The organism is Acidovorax sp. sif0632 (assembly GCF_019218805.1).
GTDB classification, from domain to species: Bacteria; Pseudomonadota; Gammaproteobacteria; order Burkholderiales; family Burkholderiaceae_C; genus Acidovorax; species Acidovorax facilis.
On the sequence record NZ_JAHUWW010000001.1, the window covers coordinates 130,062 to 144,746 of the forward strand.

A 14,685-nucleotide genomic window follows, 5' to 3' on the forward strand; every position below is an offset into this window, starting at 1 on the left:
GCATGTACGTAGCCGTCAAAGGCGGAGAAGCCGCCATTCTCAACAGCTACCAGTTGCTGGCCCGCCAGCGCAGGGGCGATGCCGCACAGCCTGAACTCTCGGTAGCGCAGATCCGCCAGCAGCTCAAGCTGGCGGTGGACCGCGTCATGACCGAGGGATCGGTGTACGACCCCGAGCTTGCGGCCCTTGCCATCAAGCAGGCAGCAGGCGACCTGGTGGAAGCTATCTTTTTGCTGCGCGCCTACCGCGCCACGCTGCCGCGCCTGGGCACCACCTGCGCGCTGGACACCAGCCGCATGGTGCTGGACCGGCGCATCTCCGCCACCTTCAAGGACCTGCCGGGCGGCCAGGTGTTGGGCCCCACCTACGACTACACGCAGCGCCTGCTCGACTTCAAGCTGCTGGCCGAAGGCCCGGTGGCGCCGCCTGCCGCTGCGGCAGCTGCGGTGCCACCCGGCCCCACGCCGCGCGTAGTGGACCTGCTCAACCAGGAAGGCTTGATCGAAACCCGCCCCGTGCCCCCGGGCGACCCCGCCCCCACAGACCTGACCCGTGAGCCACTGCGCTTCCCTGCCAACCGCGCCACCCGCTTACAGAACCTGGCGCGCGGTGATGAGGGCTTCCTGCTTGCCATGGCGTATTCCACGCAGCGCGGTTACTCGCACTCGCACCCGTTTGTGGGTGAGGTGCGCCTGGGCACGGTGGCAGTGGAGATCGAACCCGAAGAGCTGGGCTTTGCGATCGACATTGGCGACATCGAGATCACCGAGTGCGAGATGGTGAACCAGTTTGCGGGCAGCAAGAGCCAGCCGCCGCAGTTCACGCGCGGCTACGGTCTGGCGTTTGGGCACAGCGAGCGCAAGGCGATGGCCATGAGCCTGGTGGACCGCGCCCTGCGTGCGGATGAGTTGGGCGAACCCGTCGAGTCCCCCGCGCAGATGCAGGAATTTGTGCTGGGCCATAGCGACAGCCTCGAAGCCTCGGGATTTGTGCAGCACCTGAAGTTGCCGCACTACGTGGACTTTCAGTCCGAGTTGGAGCTGGTGCGCAAGATGCGCGCCGCTGCCGCCCACCCCACCCCCCCCGCCGAGAAGGATGCCGCATGAACGCGCCCATGGAACCCGCCGTGATGGGCTTGCCCGGCGACGCCGCACCGGTGGACGGCCACTTCAACTTTGCCTACCTGGACGAGCGCACCAAGCGCATGATCCGCCGCGCCATCCTCAAGGCCGTGGCCATCCCCGGCTACCAGGTGCCGTTTGGCTCCCGCGAAATGCCGCTGCCCTATGGCTGGGGCACGGGCGGCATCCAGGTCACCGCTTCCATCATCGGCCCGCAGGACTGCCTCAAGGTCATCGACCAGGGATCGGACGACACGGTCAACGCGGTCAACATCCGCCGCTTCTTCGAGCGCACCACGGCCGTGGCGACCACCACCCGCACGCGCGAGGCCACGCTGATCCAGACGCGCCACCGCATCCCCGAGACACCGCTGGCCGAAGGCCAGGTCATCGTCTACCAGGTGCCAGTGCCCGAGCCCATGCAGCGCCTGGAGCCGCGGGAGACCGAAACGCGCACTCTGCATGGCCTGGCCGAGTACGGGCTCATGCACGTCAAGCTCTACGAAGACATCGCGCGCTACGGCCACATTGCCACCACCTACGACTACCCCGTGCTGGTCAACGGCCGCTATGTGATGGCGCCGTCGCCCATCCCCAAGTTCGACAACCCCAAGATGCACATGAACCCCGCGCTGCAGCTGTTTGGCGCGGGCCGCGAAAAGCGCATCTATGCCGTGCCGCCCTATACGCCGGTGGAGAGCCTGGGTTTTGAGGACCACCCGTTCGAGGTGCAGCGCTGGGATGCTGCTTGCGCGCTGTGTGGCGCCACCGACAGCTTTCTGGACGAGGTCATCACCGACGACCAGGGCGGGCGCATGCATGTCTGTTCCGATTCGGACTACTGCCACGAGCGCCAGGCGCAGCAGGCCGAAACGGCGCAGGTGGAAGGCGGCGCGGCATGAGCGCCGTGCACATTCGCGAAGCCCGGCAGGCCGACCTGGAGAGCGTGCTGGTGCTGTATGCCGCCATTGAAGACAGCCCGGCCGACGTGCTGACCCTGGAAGAAGCCCAGGCCGTATGTTCCCAGTTCGCCCGCTACCCCAGCTACCGCCTGTGGGTGGCCTGCGACCCCGCGCAGCACGGCGCCGTGGTGGGCACCTATGCGCTGCTCGTCATGCACAACCTGGCGCATCGGGGCACGCCCTCGGCCATCGTGGAAGACGTGGTGGTGGCACAGGACCAGCAAGGCCGAGGCATTGGCCGCCAGATGATGGCCCACGCCATGCAGCAGGCGCGCGACGCGGGCTGCTACAAGCTCGCGCTCTCGTCCAACGCCCGCCGCAAGGGCGCGCATGCCTTCTATGAATCCCTGGGCTTTGCGCAGCATGGCCTGAGCTTTGTTGTCGAGACCCTCACATGAATCACCCCGAACCTTCTGCGCCGCTGCTGAGCGTGCGCAACGTCAGCAAGCGCTATGGCGACCGCGTGGCGCTGCAAGGCGCGTCCTTTGACCTGTGGCCCGGCGAGGTGCTGGCCGTGGTGGGCGAGTCGGGCTCCGGCAAGTCCACGCTGCTCAACGCCATTGCAGCACGCAGCGCCCCGGACGAAGGCACGGTGCAGTTCCGCCAGCGCAGCGGCGAGCTGCAGGACATCTACGCCATGACAGAAGCGCAGCAGCGCCTGCTGGCGCGCACCGACTGGGGCTTTGTGCACCAGAACGCGGCGGACGGCTTGCGCATGGATGTATCCGCCGGTGCCAACGTGGGCGAGCGCCTGATGGGCCTGGGCGAGCGCCACTATGGCCGCCTGCGCGCCACGGCCACGGAATGGCTGCAGCGTGTGGAGATCGATGCCGCGCGCATCGACGACGCACCACGCACGTTTTCGGGCGGCATGCGCCAGCGCCTGCAGATTGCCCGCAACCTGGTCACGCAGCCACGCCTGGTGTTCATGGACGAACCCACCTCGGGCCTGGATGTGTCGGTGCAGGCGCGCCTGCTGGACCTGCTGCGCCAGCTCACGCGGCAGATGCAGTTGGCGGCCATTGTGGTCACGCACGACCTGGCCGTGGCACGCCTGCTGGCCCACCGCATGGTGGTCATGCAACGCGGCCGCGTGGTGGAGGCGGGCCTGACCGACCAGGTGCTCGACGACCCGCAACACCCCTACACCCAGCTCCTCGTTTCTTCGGTACTGCAGCCATGAACCAACCTTCCATTGCGCCCATTCTCCAGATGCAAGGAGTGGCCAAGCGCTTCACCCTGCACCACCAGAACGGCATTGAACTGCCCGTGCTCGCCCACGTGGACCTGGCCGTGCAGCCCGGTGAATGTGTGGTGCTGGACGGCCCCTCGGGCATGGGCAAGAGCACGCTGCTCAAGATGATCTACGCCAACTACCGGGTCAATGCAGGGAGCATCACCGTGCGCTCGGCCGATGGCGCCGTGGTGGATGTGACGCAGGCCACGCCGCGTGCGCTGGTGCAGCTGCGGCGCGACACCGTGGGCTATGTGAGCCAGTTTCTGCGGGTCATCCCGCGCGTGTCGGCGCTGGACGTGGTGGCCGAGCCACTGGCGGAAGACGCCGGCGACGATCCAGCGGGCATCGAGGCCGCACGCGAGGCCGCCCGCCAATGGCTGACCCGCCTGCGCATCCCTGAGCGGCTGTGGCACCTGCCGCCCGCCACGTTCTCCGGCGGGGAGCAGCAGCGCATCAACATCGCCCGCAACATGATCAAGCCCAAGCCTCTGTTGCTGCTGGACGAGCCCACCGCATCGCTCGACGCGGCCAACACTGAAACGGTGATTGCCATGATTCGCGAGGCCGTAGCGCGGGGTGCGGCCCTGGTGGGCATCTTTCACGATGCTCAGGTCGGCGCTGCCGTGGCCACGCGCCGCGTGAACGTGGGTGACTTCCGGGGAGCATCGGCATGACCGCAACCGTGTTCAAGAACGCCCGCATGGTGCTGCCGGGCGAAGTGGTGCACGGCAGCTTGCAGGTTGAAGGTGGGCGCATTGTGTCGCTGGATAGTGGGGGCACTGCGGCCTTGCAAGGCATCGACCTGGGGGGCGACTACCTGCTGCCCGGGCTGGTGGAGATTCACACCGACAATTTCGAGCGCCATCTGATGCCGCGACCCAAGGTGCAATGGGCCGAGATGCCCGCACTGCTGGCGCACGACGCCGAGATTGCGGCCGCAGGCATCACCACGGTGCTGGATGCGCTGGGCGTGGGCGAGGCCGATGTGGACAGCCTGCGCGGCAGCGCCTGGAACCGCGTGCTCGACACCATCGACACCTGCACCGAGCGCAACCTGCTGCGGGCCGACCACCACCTGCATGTGCGCTGCGAGCTGCCTGCGCCCAACACCATCGACCTGTTCGAGCCCTTCCACGGGCACCCGCGCCTGTCGTTGATCTCACTGATGGACCACACCCCAGGTCAGCGCCAGTGGGAGGACATCGAGCAGGCGCGCACCTACTACACCGGCAAGAAGGGCTGGAGCGCCGAGAAATTCGAGCGCCAGGTGGCGCACGCTGCCACGCTGCAGGCGCAGTACGCCGAGCCACACCGTGCGTACTTTGTGGATTACTGCCGCACGCACGGCATCTCGCTGGCCAGCCACGACGACACCACGGTGGCCCATGTGGAGCAGGCCCATGCCGAAGGGGCCGCGATGTCGGAGTTCCCGACGACACTGGCCGCAGCCCAGGCCGCGCACGAACGTGGCTTGCTCACCGTGATGGGCGGGCCCAACGTGGTGCGCGGTGGTTCGCATTCGGGCAACGTGGCGGCGGCCGACCTGGCGCGCAGGGGGCTCTTGGACATCCTCTCGTCCGACTATGTGCCCGGCAGTCTGCTGAGCGCGGTGATGCGGCTGGTGCAGGACGACATCCTGCCTTTGCCACAGGCTGTGGCCACCGTCACCCACAATCCGGCCAAGGCGGCGGGCATGCTGGACCGGGGCGCGCTGGCGCCCGGCCTGCGCGCCGACCTGGTGCAGGTGCACATGGCCGAGCTGCCCGATGGCGGTCGCCAGGCCGTGGTGCGTGGGGTGTGGCGCGAAGGGCAGCGGGTGCTGTAGAGCGCGTGCAGGTCGTTTCCTGACATCCAAACTTCTCCCAACTGTCAAAGCACTGTCACGCCCGACAACCACACTCCGGTTGTCTAGACGACTTAACCCCCAGGAGGCTGCCATGACTGCCGCACTGCACATCCACCAACTGAACAAGCATTTCGCCAGCGGCAAACACGCCCTGCGCGACATCAACCTCACCGTGCAGCGCGGCGAGATGGTGGCGCTGATCGGTGCATCGGGCTCGGGCAAGTCCACCCTGCTGCGCCACGTGGCGGGTCTGGTGGTGGCCGATGCGTCCAGCGATTCGCTGATCGAGGTGGACGGCCGCTGCGTGCAGCAGGGCGGGCGCATCCACAGTGACATCCGCAAGGTGCGTTCGCAGGTGGGCTTTGTGTTCCAGCAGTTCAACCTGGTGGACCGCTTGCCGGTGTTGATGAACGTGCTGGTGGGCCTGCTGCACCGCACCCCCTGGTGGCGCGGCTGGCTGCGCATGTTCAAGCCGCAGGAGCGCGCGCTGGCGCTGGAAGCGCTCCACCGCGTGGGCATTGCCGAATGCCATGCACAACGTGCTTCCACCCTGTCCGGCGGGCAGCAGCAGCGCGCGGCCATTGCCCGCACGCTGGTGCAGGGCGCCAAGGTGGTGCTGGCCGACGAGCCCATCGCCTCGCTGGACCCCGAATCCTCGCGCAAGGTCATGGACATCCTGGCCCGCATCAACCGCGAGGACCGCTGCACCGTCATCGTGTCGCTGCATCAGGTGGATGTGGCCATCAAATACTGCCCCCGCGTGGTGGCGTTGCACCACGGCCAGGTGGTGTACGACGGCCCATCGGCGGCCCTCACGCCCGCACTGCTGCGCAGCCTCTATGGCGTGCACGCCGACGAAATTCTGTCGGATGCAGCGGGTGCCCCACCAGCACCCGTGCATGCCCCAACACCCGTCCCGCAGTGGGCGCCCGCCATGGTCCAGGCCGCCTGAACGGCCTTTTGTTTCTTTTCAATTCCTTTCTCTGGAGTTTTCAACATGTTCAAGAAACTGTGTGCCGCCCTGACGATCGGGCTGGGTTTGACCACGGGCGCGTTGGCCCAGGACATCAACTTCGGCATGATCTCGACCGAGGCCTCGCAAAACCTCAAGGCCGACTGGCAGCCCCTGCTGGATGACATGGCCAAGCAGACCGGTCTGAAGATCAACGCCTTCTTTGCATCCGACTACGCAGGCCTCATCGAAGCCATGCGCTTCAACAAAATGCAGGTGGCCTGGCTGGGCAACAAATCGGCCATGGAAGCAGTGGACCGCGCCAACGGCGAAGTCTTTGCGCAGATGGTGAACGCCGACGGAACACAGGGCTACTACTCGCACCTCATCGTGCACAAGGACAGCCCCCTGGCCACCCTGGATGACGTGCTCAAGAACGGCAAGTCGCTGAGCTTTGGCAACGGCGACCCCAACTCCACCTCCGGCTTCTTGGTGCCCGGCTACTACGCCTTTGCACAGAACAAGATCGACGCGAAGACGCACTTCAAGATCACGCGCAGTGCCAACCACGAGACCAACGCGCTGGCCGTGGCCAACAAGCAGGTCGATGTTGCCACCAACAACAGCGAGAACCTGGAGAAGATCAAGGAGCGCCAGCCCGAGAAGTTCAAGGACATCAAGATCGTCTGGACCTCGCCCCTGATTCCGCTGGACCCGCTGGTGATGCGCAAGGACTTGCCCGAGGCCACCAAGACCAAGATCCGCGACTTCTTCTACAACTACGCCAAGACCGATGCGCGCGAGAAGGAGATCGTGATGAAGATCTCCAAGCTCTCGGGCTTCAAACCATCGACCAATGCCCAGCTCACGCCCATCCGCCAGCTGGACCTCTTCGGCAAGCGCAACAAGATCGAGGCCGACGCCACGCTGGCCGATGCCGATAAGAAGACCCGCTTGGCCGAGATCGACCAGCAGCTGGCGTCGTTGAAGTAATTCGTAGGTTTTTTGTTGCGGCTCGGGTGTCTCCATGTCCTCTGCTTTGAATCCCTCGCTGGCCACACTGGCCAGCACCTCGTCGCCCAAGCGCAGCCTGGCCTGGTACCTGTCGTGGGGCATCCTGCTGGTGTTGCTGGCGGCGTCCTGGAAGGGCGCCGACATGCGCCCGCTCGATCTGTGGAACGACTCGGGCAACATGGTCAGCTATGCGGCGGAGTTCTTTCCGCCCAATTTTGCGCAATGGCAGATCTATGTGCAGGAGATGCTGGTCACGCTGCAGATCGCGCTGTGGGGCACGGCGCTGGCGGTGGTCACCGCCGTGCCGCTGGCACTGCTGGCCTCGTCCAACATCGTGCCCTGGTGGGTCTACCAGCCAGTGCGCCGTGTGCTGGATGCGTGCCGCGCCATCAACGAAATGGTGTTTGCCATGCTGTTTGTGGTGGCTGTCGGGCTGGGGCCGTTTGCCGGGGTGCTGGCGCTGTGGATCCACACCTCGGGCACCTTGGCCAAGCTGTTCTCCGAAGCCGTGGAGGCGATTGACCCACAGCCGGTGGAAGGCATCCGTTCCACCGGTGCGAGCGCACTGCACGAAATCATCTACGGCGTGATTCCGCAGGTCATGCCGCTGTGGATCTCGTACACGCTGTACCGCTTCGAGGCCAACGTGCGTTCGGCTTCGGTGGTGGGCATGGTGGGGGCCGGGGGCATTGGGGTGGTGCTGTGGGAAATCATCCGGGGCTTCCAGTACGCCGAGACCTGCGCGGTCATGCTCATCATCGTGGTCACGGTGAGTGTGATCGACCTGGTGTCGGCCCGCATCCGCAAGGCATTGGTCTAGTAAGGAAAGACGATGGCATTGAGCCTTGAAGACATTGCCCACCTGCTCTCCACTCGGGGAGTGAACCAGTACGGCCGCGAGGCGGTCAGCCAGCTGGAGCATGCGCTGCAGTGTGCGCAGTGGGCCGAAAAATCGGGTGAAACCCCGGCCACTGTGGTGGCGGCCTTGCTGCACGACCTGGGCCACCTGCTGGCGCCCGGGGGCGACACGGCCGAGCAGGACGACCTGCACCAGTACATGGCCATCCCGTTCTTGCGGGGCCTGCTGCCCGACGCGGTGCTGGAGCCCATCCGCCTGCATGTGGATGCCAAGCGCTACCTGTGCACCATGGAGCCGGGGTACTGGGAGACACTGTCGCCCGCATCGCAGCACAGCCTGGTGCTGCAGGGCGGGCCCTTCACGCCCAAAGAGGCGATGCAGTTTGCGGCCCAGCCCTTTGCGCAGGAGGCCATCCGCCTGCGCCGCTATGACGACCATGCCAAGGTGCCGGGGTTGGTCACGCCCCCGCTGGGCTACTACATGGCGCTGGTGCAGCGTCTGGTGCCAGTTCCGGCAGCTGTTGCCGCTGCGGCTGAACTCGCCCCGGTGGCAGCGTAAAAAGCCGCGCGGCCAAGCCGAGGCCGCCCCTGCGCGTCAACCTCCCTTGTCGCCATTCACCCAGCCCAGGTCCAGCGGCCGGTCCTCGAATTCGGTGTTCAGGACCACGGTGCTCGTGGTGCGCGCCACGCCGGGAATCGCCTTGATCTGGTAGAGCACGTCCTCCAGCCCGCGCGCGTGCGTGGTGCGGATCTTGGCCAGGAAGTCGTGCTCGCCAGCCACGCTGTGCAACTCCTCCACCTGGGGGATACCGCGCAGGCGCGGCGCAATGTCGCGGCAGTGCGCGCCGCCATCGTTGCGGATCGCCACAAACGCGGTGAAGTTCAGCCCCACGCGTTCCGGGTCCACGCTGATCGAAAACCGGCGAATCACGCCCTTGTCCAGCAGCTTCTTTACGCGCTCGTGCACGGCGGCGGTGGACAGTCCCACTTCGGCCCCCACATCGGCATAGGAACGTCGCCCATCGGCGCCTAGTGCCGAAATAATTCTGGCGTCCATGTCATCTGTCTGAATATTTGCTTGCATAGCCGCTCGATTTTGGTAAAAATTCCGAAAACCTTGCGGTTTCCATAAATTATTCGGTCAGGTGAAGAATATGCCGGCAATTTTCAATGCGCAAGCCCGCACACAGCGCAAAGGGGCGGTGGCCATGGCACTGCTGTTGGTCTACATCGTCTGGGGCACTACCTATTTCGCCATTGGTATTGCGCTGCAGAGCATGCCGCCGCTGCTGATGAATGCGATCCGCTTTCTGTGTGCAGGGGGGGTGATGCTGCTGATTGCGCTGTGGCAAGGCCATGCATTGCCCACGTGGGTGCAATGGCGCAACTCGGCGGTGGTGGGCGGCTGCATGGTGTTTCTGGCTATGAACCTGATGGGTTTTGCGCAAAAGCTGGGCATTGGCTCGGGCCTGATGGCCACGGTGGTCACCACCATGCCGATGTGGCTGGCGCTGTGGTCGCGCTGGGGCGGCGAGCGGGTGCCCTTCACCAGCTGGATCGGTCTGGCGCTGGGCGTGGTGGGCGCGCTGCTGCTGGCGCTGGAGGGCGATTTTTCAGCCACCTGGCTCGGGGCGCTGCTGGCCTTTGGCGCGCCGCTGTGCTGGAGCGTGGGCTCGTATGCATCGCGCAAGCTGTCGCTACCTGCGCCCGCCATGGCATCGGCCGCGCAGTGGTTTGCAGGGGGCGCCATGGGGCTGGTGGTGGCGCTGTGGTTCGAGCCGTTGAGCGCCCTGGGCCAGGTCACTGCCAAGTCGTGGGCGGCGTGGGTCTACTTGCTGGTGTTTGGCACGCTGGTCGCGCTCAATGCGTACCTGTGGCTGCTGCAGAACACGTCCGCAGCGCTGGCGGGCAGCTATTCGTTCGTGAACCCGGCCGTGGCGCTGCTGGTGGGTGTGGCGCTGGGGGGCGAGCTGCTCACGGGTTGGGTGTTTGCCGCGCTGCCGTTGATTGGGGCGGCGCTGGCGTTCATTCTGTATGGGCAAGCGCTACAGCGGTGGCTGGAAAAGCTCAGTCCGGGATTACGGCGGTTGCTTCAATCTCGATCTTCGCGCGCTCTTCCATAAGCCCCGCCACCTGCACACAGGCCATGGCCGGGAAGTTCTTGCCCAGCACCTCGCGGTAGACCGCGCCCAGCTCCTTCAGGCGGCTGTTGTACTCGTTGCGGTCGGTCACGTACCAGGTCAGCCGCACCAGGTGCTCGGGGCCCGCGCCGCCAGCCTCCAGCACCGCCCGCACGTTCAGCAGCGTCTGCTTGGTCTGGGCGATGAAGTCGTCGCTCTCAAACTGCTGCTGCGCATTCCAGCCGATCTGTCCGCCGGTAAAGACCATGGTGCCGCGCGCGGCCACGCCGTTGGCGTAGCCCTTGGGGGTGACCCAGCCTTCGGGCTGCAAAAGGGTGTTTTTCATCGTCATGTTGTTTTTGTGGAATTGGGCGAAGCGGCGGAGGGGGATGCAGCCGCACCCTGGCGCAGCTTGAAGCGCTGCAGCTTGCCGGTTTCGGTGCGCGGCAGGGCGGTCACAAACTCCACCACGCGCGGGTATTTGAACGGGGCGATGGTGGCCTTCACATGGTCCTGCAGCGTCTTGACCATGGCGGCATCGCCCGTGTGGCCGGGCTTCAAGACGCAGATGGCCTTGACCACCATGCCGCGCTCCTCGTCGGGCACGCCGATCACGCCGCATTCCGCCACGGCCGGGTGGCGCAGCAGGGCGTCTTCCACCTCGGGGCCGCCCACGTTGTAGCCGGCGGTGATGATCATGTCATCGTCGCGCGCCTGGTAGAAGAAGTAGCCGTCCGCGTCTTGCGTGAACGCATCGCCGGGGTAGTTCCAGCCATCCTTCACGTACTTGGCCTGGCGCGGGTCGTCGAGGTACTTGCAGCCCGTGGGGCCGATCACCGCGAGCTTGCCCACGGTGCCGCGTGGCAGCTCATTGCCATCGTCGTCCACCACCTTGGCGGTGTAGCCGGGCACCACCTTGCCGATGGCGCCGCGCCGGCTCTCACCGCCGGGCGAGGAAATGAAGATGTGGAACATTTCGGTGGCGCCAATGCCGTCCGTCATGTCCAGGCCGGTCGCCTCCTTCCACAGCTGGCGCGTGGCGTCCGGCAGGCCCTCGCCCGCGCTCACGCTGGTGCGCAGCTGGGGCAGGCCGATCTGCTTGGCAAAGGGTGCCATCTGGCGGTAGAAAGTGGGCGCGGTGTAGCAGATGGTCACGCCCGCATCGCGCATCAGCCGCACCATGGTTTCGGGTGTATAGGGCTGGTCGGGGAAGTACACGCTGGCCCCGGCCCACATCGGAAACACCAGCAAGCCGCCCAGGCCAAACGTGAACGCCAGGGGCGGCGAGCCCGCCACGATGTCATCGGGCGTGGCCTTGAGTACATGGCGCGGCCAGGCCTCGCAGCCTGCCAGCACATCGCGGTGCGTGTGCACGGCCGCCTTGGGGGAGCCTGTGGTGCCCGAGGTGAACGCCATCAACGCGATGTCGTCCGCCGACGTGGGGCAGGGCGGTGTGGTGCCAGGCTTGCCCTGCGCGCGCTGCAGCAGGTCGGCCGCATCCGGCGCCGTGTGGAAGGGCACGATGGTGGCGAGCACGGGGTGCTGCGTCTGCGCGGCCTGCAGCTCGGCCAACAGGCGGCCGTCGCACAGCGCCAGCGTGGGCTGGGCGCGGTCGATGATGCTGCCCAGCTCGCCCGCGCGCAGCAGCGGCATGGTCGCCACCGCCACCAGCCCCGCATAGACGGTACCCAGCCAGGCCAGCGCCATCTCCACCGTGTTGCCACCACGCAGCAGCACGCGGTTGCCGGGCACCAGGCCGTGGTCCTGCGTCAGCACCTCGGCAATGCGCGCGGCCTCGGTGCGGGCGTCGCGGTAGGTGTACGTGCGGTGCGGGCCGCGCAACAGGGGGCGGTCGATGTGGCCCGCACGTTCGGCCTTGTCGAACAGCGCCTGCACCAGGTTGGCCTGGTTGGCGATCTGCAGCTCGGGCAGGTCGTAGCGCAGTGTGGGCCAGGCCTCGGGCGGCGGCAAGCGGTCGTGCACGAAGTGGTCGGGCTGGGCGGAGGGGGCTTTCATGCGATTACTCCTGCAGAACGGCCTTGCCGATGATGAGCTGCTGCACTTCGGTCGCGCCTTCGTAAATGCGCAGCGAGCGGATGTCGCGGTACAGCGACTCGACCTTGCTGCCCACTTCCACACCGCGCCCGCCGTGCAGCTGCAGCGCCATGTCGATCACGCGCTGGGCATTTTCGGTGGCGGTCATTTTGGCCATCGCGGCTTCGGCCGTCACGCGCGCCTGGCCGGTGTCGCGCAGCCAGGCCGCGCGGTAGGTGAGCAGTGCGGCGCTGTCCACCAGCGCAGCCATCTCGCCCAGCTTGGCCTGCGTGAGCTGGAAGTCGGCGAGCGTCTGGCCGAACATGCGGCGCTGACGGGCGTGGTGCACGGCCTCGGCCAGTGCGCGGCGGGCCATGCCCAGGGCGGCAGCGGCGACCGATGCGCGGAAGATGTCGAGCGTGCGCATGGCCAGCTTGAAGCCGCCGTTCTCCTCGCCCAGCAGCGCAGTGGCAGGCACTTTGCAGTTGGAGAACTCCAGCGTGGCCAGCGGGTGCGGCGCCATCACATGGATGTGGCGCGAGGTGTCGAGCCCCGGCGTGTTCGCATCGACGATGAACGCGCTGATGCCGCGCGTGCCCCCGGCCGGGTCGGTCTTGGCGAACACGCAGTAGAAGTCGGCAATGCCGCCGTTGCTGATCCAGGTCTTGGTTCCGGTCAAGGAATATGAGTCTTTTAGGCCGTTGCCGCCTGATGGGTAAGTGCTTTCGGCTACTGTTTTCATAGCGCCTACGTCCGAGCCAGCCTCAGGTTCGGAGAGCGCAAACGCGGCGATCAGCTCACCGCGTGCCACGCCCTGCAGGTAGTGCGCCTGCTGCGCGGGGCTGCCCGCCAGCGTGATCGCGCCGCTGCCCAGCCCCTGCATCGCAAACGCAAAGTCGGCCAGCGGCGAGTGGTAAGCCAGCGTCTCACGCAGCAGCACCAGCGCGCGCGAGTCGAGTGCGGGCAGCGCGCCACCATGGGCGGCGGGCACGCAGTAGCGCAGCCAGCCGCCCGTGCCCAGGCGCTGCACCCAGTCGCGACAAGCAACGCGGTCGTCGGTTTCATCCACCTCTTGCGTGGCCGCCCACGGAACCAGGCCCTCGGCCAGCGCGCGGTGGGCGTCATCAAAAAACGGCAGGGCCAGGTGTGCCGTCGAAGGTGGGCAAGGGGCGGGCGGCGTGGCTACGTGCATTTTGTTAGTCCCCTTGGAAAACGGGCTTCTGCTTGGCGGCGAACGCTTCGTAGGCGCGGCGGAAGTCTTCGGTCTGCATGCAGATAGCCTGGGCCTGCGCTTCGGCTTCGATGGCCTGCTCGATGGTCATGCTCCACTCCTGGCTCAGCATGGTCTTGGTCATACCGTGGGCGAAGGTGGGGCCATCGGCCAGCGCGCGCGCGGTGGCCTGCACGTTGGCCAGCAGGTCGGCACTTTCGTACAAATCGTTGAAGAACCCCCAGGCCAGGCCTTCGTGCGCCGTCATCGCGCGGCCGGTGAACAGCAGTTCGCTCGCGCGGCCCTGGCCGATCATGCGCGGCAGCAGTGCGCAAGCGCCCATGTCGGCACCGGCCAGGCCCACGCGGGTGAACAAGAAGGCGGTCTTGGTGGCCTCGGTGCCGTAGCGCATGTCGCAGGCCAGCGCCATCATCGCGCCCGCACCGGCGCAGATGCCGTCGATCGCGCCCAGCACGGGCTGCGGGCAGGCGCGCATGGCCTTCACCAGGTCGCCCGTCATGCGCGTGAACTCCAGCAGCTCGGGCATGGTCATGGTGGTCAGCGGGCCGATGATCTCGTGCACATCGCCGCCCGAGCAGAAGTTGCCGCCCGCACCCGTGACCACGATGGCTTTCACATCGGTGGCGAAGCGCAGCGCGTAAAAGAAGTCGCGCAGCTCGGCATAGCTCTGGAAGGTGAGCGGGTTCTTGCGGTCGGGCCGGTTGAGCGTGACGGTACCCACGCCAGCATCAAAGCTCCAGGCAAAGTGTTCAGCGACGTAGCTGGCCTGGGGGTTGAACTGCTCGCGCATGGGGTTGCTCGCCCCGATGAAGTGTTTCATTCGGCTGTCTCCAAAGAATTGTTTTGTGTGTGCTCTTTCACCTTGCCCAGCAGGCGGTACAAGGTGGCGATGTCGCGCTCGCCCAGCGAGGCGAAGGCTTCGACGATCCATTGCTCGTGCTGGCGCGCCATGGTGTTGAACTGCTCGCGGCCTTGCGGCGTGAGGCGCACGAGGTACGCGCGGCGGTCACCTTCCACGTCCATGCGCTCGACCAGCCCCTCGGCCACGAGCTGGTCGGTGATGCCGGTGATGTTGCCGCTCGTCACCATCATGCGGCGCGAGAGCTCCTTCATCTTCATGCCGTCCGGTGCGCGCTCCAGCTGTGCCATCAGGTCGAAGCGTGGCAGCGTGGTGTCGAACTGCGCGCGCAGGTGGCTGCGCACCTGCTTTTCGATGAGCTGGGTGCAGGTGAGCAGGCGCAGCCACAGGCGCAGGGCCTCGGGATGTTCGCTGGGGGCGGCGCCGTGCAGGCGGGCTTCGAGGTCCATGG

The 14,685-nt window shown here is 66.4% G+C and carries 17 protein-coding genes; 11 read left to right on the plus strand and 6 right to left on the minus strand.

Annotated elements, in window-relative coordinates; translation table 11 throughout:
• The first annotated feature begins 2 nt into the window (after positions 1–2).
• From KW832_RS00570 to KW832_RS00615, 10 genes are all read left to right on the plus strand, one after another.
• The gene (locus tag KW832_RS00570; protein ID WP_218298992.1) at positions 3–1,106 is read left to right on the plus strand and encodes a carbon-phosphorus lyase complex subunit PhnI; all 1,104 of its coding nucleotides are present in this window, start codon (positions 3–5) and stop codon (positions 1,104–1,106) included.
• Positions 1,103–2,023: an alpha-D-ribose 1-methylphosphonate 5-phosphate C-P-lyase PhnJ gene (locus KW832_RS00575; RefSeq protein ID WP_304505072.1), complete on the plus strand. Its 921-nt coding sequence runs from the start codon at positions 1,103–1,105 to the stop codon at positions 2,021–2,023. The genes KW832_RS00570 and KW832_RS00575 overlap by 4 nt, the downstream gene beginning before the upstream one ends.
• Positions 2,020–2,481, plus strand: coding sequence for a GNAT family N-acetyltransferase (locus tag KW832_RS00580; RefSeq protein ID WP_218298991.1), 462 nt, complete (start codon positions 2,020–2,022; stop codon positions 2,479–2,481). Before KW832_RS00575 ends, KW832_RS00580 begins: the two co-directional genes overlap by 4 nt.
• Entirely contained in the window at positions 2,478–3,266 is a 789-nt protein-coding gene (phnK, locus tag KW832_RS00585; RefSeq protein WP_055399975.1) for a phosphonate C-P lyase system protein PhnK, read from the plus strand. The genes KW832_RS00580 and phnK overlap by 4 nt, the downstream gene beginning before the upstream one ends.
• Entirely contained in the window at positions 3,263–3,994 is a 732-nt protein-coding gene (phnL, locus tag KW832_RS00590; RefSeq protein ID WP_218298990.1) for a phosphonate C-P lyase system protein PhnL, read from the plus strand. Before phnK ends, phnL begins: the two co-directional genes overlap by 4 nt.
• Positions 3,991–5,145 (plus strand): alpha-D-ribose 1-methylphosphonate 5-triphosphate diphosphatase, encoded by a 1,155-nt coding sequence (locus KW832_RS00595; protein WP_218298989.1) that lies wholly within the window; start codon positions 3,991–3,993, stop codon positions 5,143–5,145. The genes phnL and KW832_RS00595 overlap by 4 nt, the downstream gene beginning before the upstream one ends.
• Positions 5,146–5,257: 112 nt before the next feature.
• Positions 5,258–6,118: a phosphonate ABC transporter ATP-binding protein gene (phnC, locus tag KW832_RS00600; protein WP_218298988.1), complete on the plus strand. Its 861-nt coding sequence runs from the start codon at positions 5,258–5,260 to the stop codon at positions 6,116–6,118.
• Between the two features lie 45 nt (positions 6,119–6,163).
• Positions 6,164–7,111, plus strand: coding sequence for a phosphonate ABC transporter substrate-binding protein (phnD, locus tag KW832_RS00605; RefSeq protein WP_055399982.1), 948 nt, complete (start codon positions 6,164–6,166; stop codon positions 7,109–7,111).
• Positions 7,112–7,145: 34 nt separating this feature from the next.
• Positions 7,146–7,952, plus strand: coding sequence for a phosphonate ABC transporter, permease protein PhnE (gene phnE, locus KW832_RS00610; protein ID WP_146870132.1), 807 nt, complete (start codon positions 7,146–7,148; stop codon positions 7,950–7,952).
• A gap of 12 nt (positions 7,953–7,964) precedes the next feature.
• Positions 7,965–8,549 carry a phosphonate degradation HD-domain oxygenase gene (locus tag KW832_RS00615; RefSeq protein ID WP_218298987.1) on the plus strand — a complete coding sequence of 195 codons (585 nt, stop codon included), beginning with the start codon at positions 7,965–7,967 and terminating at the stop codon, positions 8,547–8,549.
• Between the two features lie 36 nt (positions 8,550–8,585).
• Here the strand turns inward: KW832_RS00615 and KW832_RS00620 are convergent, their stop codons facing one another.
• Positions 8,586–9,047, minus strand: coding sequence for an Lrp/AsnC family transcriptional regulator (locus KW832_RS00620; protein WP_056059735.1), 462 nt, complete (start codon positions 9,045–9,047; stop codon positions 8,586–8,588).
• A 97-nt stretch (positions 9,048–9,144) separates the two neighbouring features.
• Between KW832_RS00620 and KW832_RS00625 the strand changes: the two genes are divergently transcribed.
• Positions 9,145–10,113 carry an EamA family transporter gene (locus KW832_RS00625; RefSeq protein ID WP_218298986.1) on the plus strand — a complete coding sequence of 323 codons (969 nt, stop codon included), beginning with the start codon at positions 9,145–9,147 and terminating at the stop codon, positions 10,111–10,113.
• Here KW832_RS00625 and KW832_RS00630 read toward each other — a convergent pair.
• The 5 genes from KW832_RS00630 to KW832_RS00650 are packed head-to-tail and all read right to left on the minus strand — an operon-like array spanning position 10,058 to position 14,683.
• Positions 10,058–10,456 carry a RidA family protein gene (locus KW832_RS00630; RefSeq protein ID WP_015012337.1) on the minus strand — a complete coding sequence of 133 codons (399 nt, stop codon included), beginning with the start codon at positions 10,454–10,456 and terminating at the stop codon, positions 10,058–10,060. The two genes, KW832_RS00625 and KW832_RS00630, sit on opposite strands and share 56 nt — an antisense overlap.
• A gap of 2 nt (positions 10,457–10,458) precedes the next feature.
• Positions 10,459–12,126: an AMP-binding protein gene (locus KW832_RS00635; protein ID WP_218298985.1), complete on the minus strand. Its 1,668-nt coding sequence runs from the start codon at positions 12,124–12,126 to the stop codon at positions 10,459–10,461.
• 4 nt (positions 12,127–12,130) lie between these two features.
• A complete protein-coding gene (locus tag KW832_RS00640) occupies positions 12,131–13,336 on the minus strand; it encodes an acyl-CoA dehydrogenase family protein (protein WP_218298984.1) in 1,206 nt (401 codons plus the stop codon).
• A 4-nt stretch (positions 13,337–13,340) separates the two neighbouring features.
• Complete coding sequence (locus tag KW832_RS00645) at positions 13,341–14,195, minus strand: enoyl-CoA hydratase family protein (protein WP_218298983.1); 855 nt, start codon at positions 14,193–14,195, stop codon at positions 13,341–13,343.
• Positions 14,192–14,683, minus strand: a complete 492-nt coding sequence (locus KW832_RS00650) for a MarR family winged helix-turn-helix transcriptional regulator (protein WP_218298982.1) — start codon at positions 14,681–14,683, stop codon at positions 14,192–14,194. The genes KW832_RS00645 and KW832_RS00650 overlap by 4 nt, the downstream gene beginning before the upstream one ends.
• Between the last annotated feature and the right edge of the window lie 2 nt (positions 14,684–14,685).

Bases quoted from the DNA above. Each gene is read 5' to 3' on its own strand.
- KW832_RS00595 (WP_218298989.1), top strand. From the start codon at position 3,991: ATGACCGCAACCGTGTTCAAGAACGCCCGCATGGTGCTGCCGGGCGAA.
- KW832_RS00635 (WP_218298985.1), bottom strand. From the start codon at position 12,126: ATGAAAGCCCCCTCCGCCCAGCCCGACCACTTCGTGCACGACCGCTTG.
- KW832_RS00650 (WP_218298982.1), bottom strand. From the start codon at position 14,683: ATGGACCTCGAAGCCCGCCTGCACGGCGCCGCCCCCAGCGAACATCCC.
- KW832_RS00570 (WP_218298992.1), top strand. From the start codon at position 3: ATGTACGTAGCCGTCAAAGGCGGAGAAGCCGCCATTCTCAACAGCTAC.
- KW832_RS00575 (WP_304505072.1), top strand. From the start codon at position 1,103: ATGAACGCGCCCATGGAACCCGCCGTGATGGGCTTGCCCGGCGACGCC.
- phnE (WP_146870132.1), top strand. From the start codon at position 7,146: ATGTCCTCTGCTTTGAATCCCTCGCTGGCCACACTGGCCAGCACCTCG.
- KW832_RS00625 (WP_218298986.1), top strand. From the start codon at position 9,145: ATGCCGGCAATTTTCAATGCGCAAGCCCGCACACAGCGCAAAGGGGCG.
- KW832_RS00620 (WP_056059735.1), bottom strand. From the start codon at position 9,047: ATGGACGCCAGAATTATTTCGGCACTAGGCGCCGATGGGCGACGTTCC.
- phnC (WP_218298988.1), top strand. From the start codon at position 5,258: ATGACTGCCGCACTGCACATCCACCAACTGAACAAGCATTTCGCCAGC.
- phnL (WP_218298990.1), top strand. From the start codon at position 3,263: ATGAACCAACCTTCCATTGCGCCCATTCTCCAGATGCAAGGAGTGGCC.
- KW832_RS00580 (WP_218298991.1), top strand. From the start codon at position 2,020: ATGAGCGCCGTGCACATTCGCGAAGCCCGGCAGGCCGACCTGGAGAGC.
- KW832_RS00640 (WP_218298984.1), bottom strand. From the start codon at position 13,336: ATGCACGTAGCCACGCCGCCCGCCCCTTGCCCACCTTCGACGGCACAC.
- KW832_RS00615 (WP_218298987.1), top strand. From the start codon at position 7,965: ATGGCATTGAGCCTTGAAGACATTGCCCACCTGCTCTCCACTCGGGGA.
- KW832_RS00630 (WP_015012337.1), bottom strand. From the start codon at position 10,456: ATGAAAAACACCCTTTTGCAGCCCGAAGGCTGGGTCACCCCCAAGGGC.
- phnK (WP_055399975.1), top strand. From the start codon at position 2,478: ATGAATCACCCCGAACCTTCTGCGCCGCTGCTGAGCGTGCGCAACGTC.
- KW832_RS00645 (WP_218298983.1), bottom strand. From the start codon at position 14,195: ATGAAACACTTCATCGGGGCGAGCAACCCCATGCGCGAGCAGTTCAAC.
- phnD (WP_055399982.1), top strand. From the start codon at position 6,164: ATGTTCAAGAAACTGTGTGCCGCCCTGACGATCGGGCTGGGTTTGACC.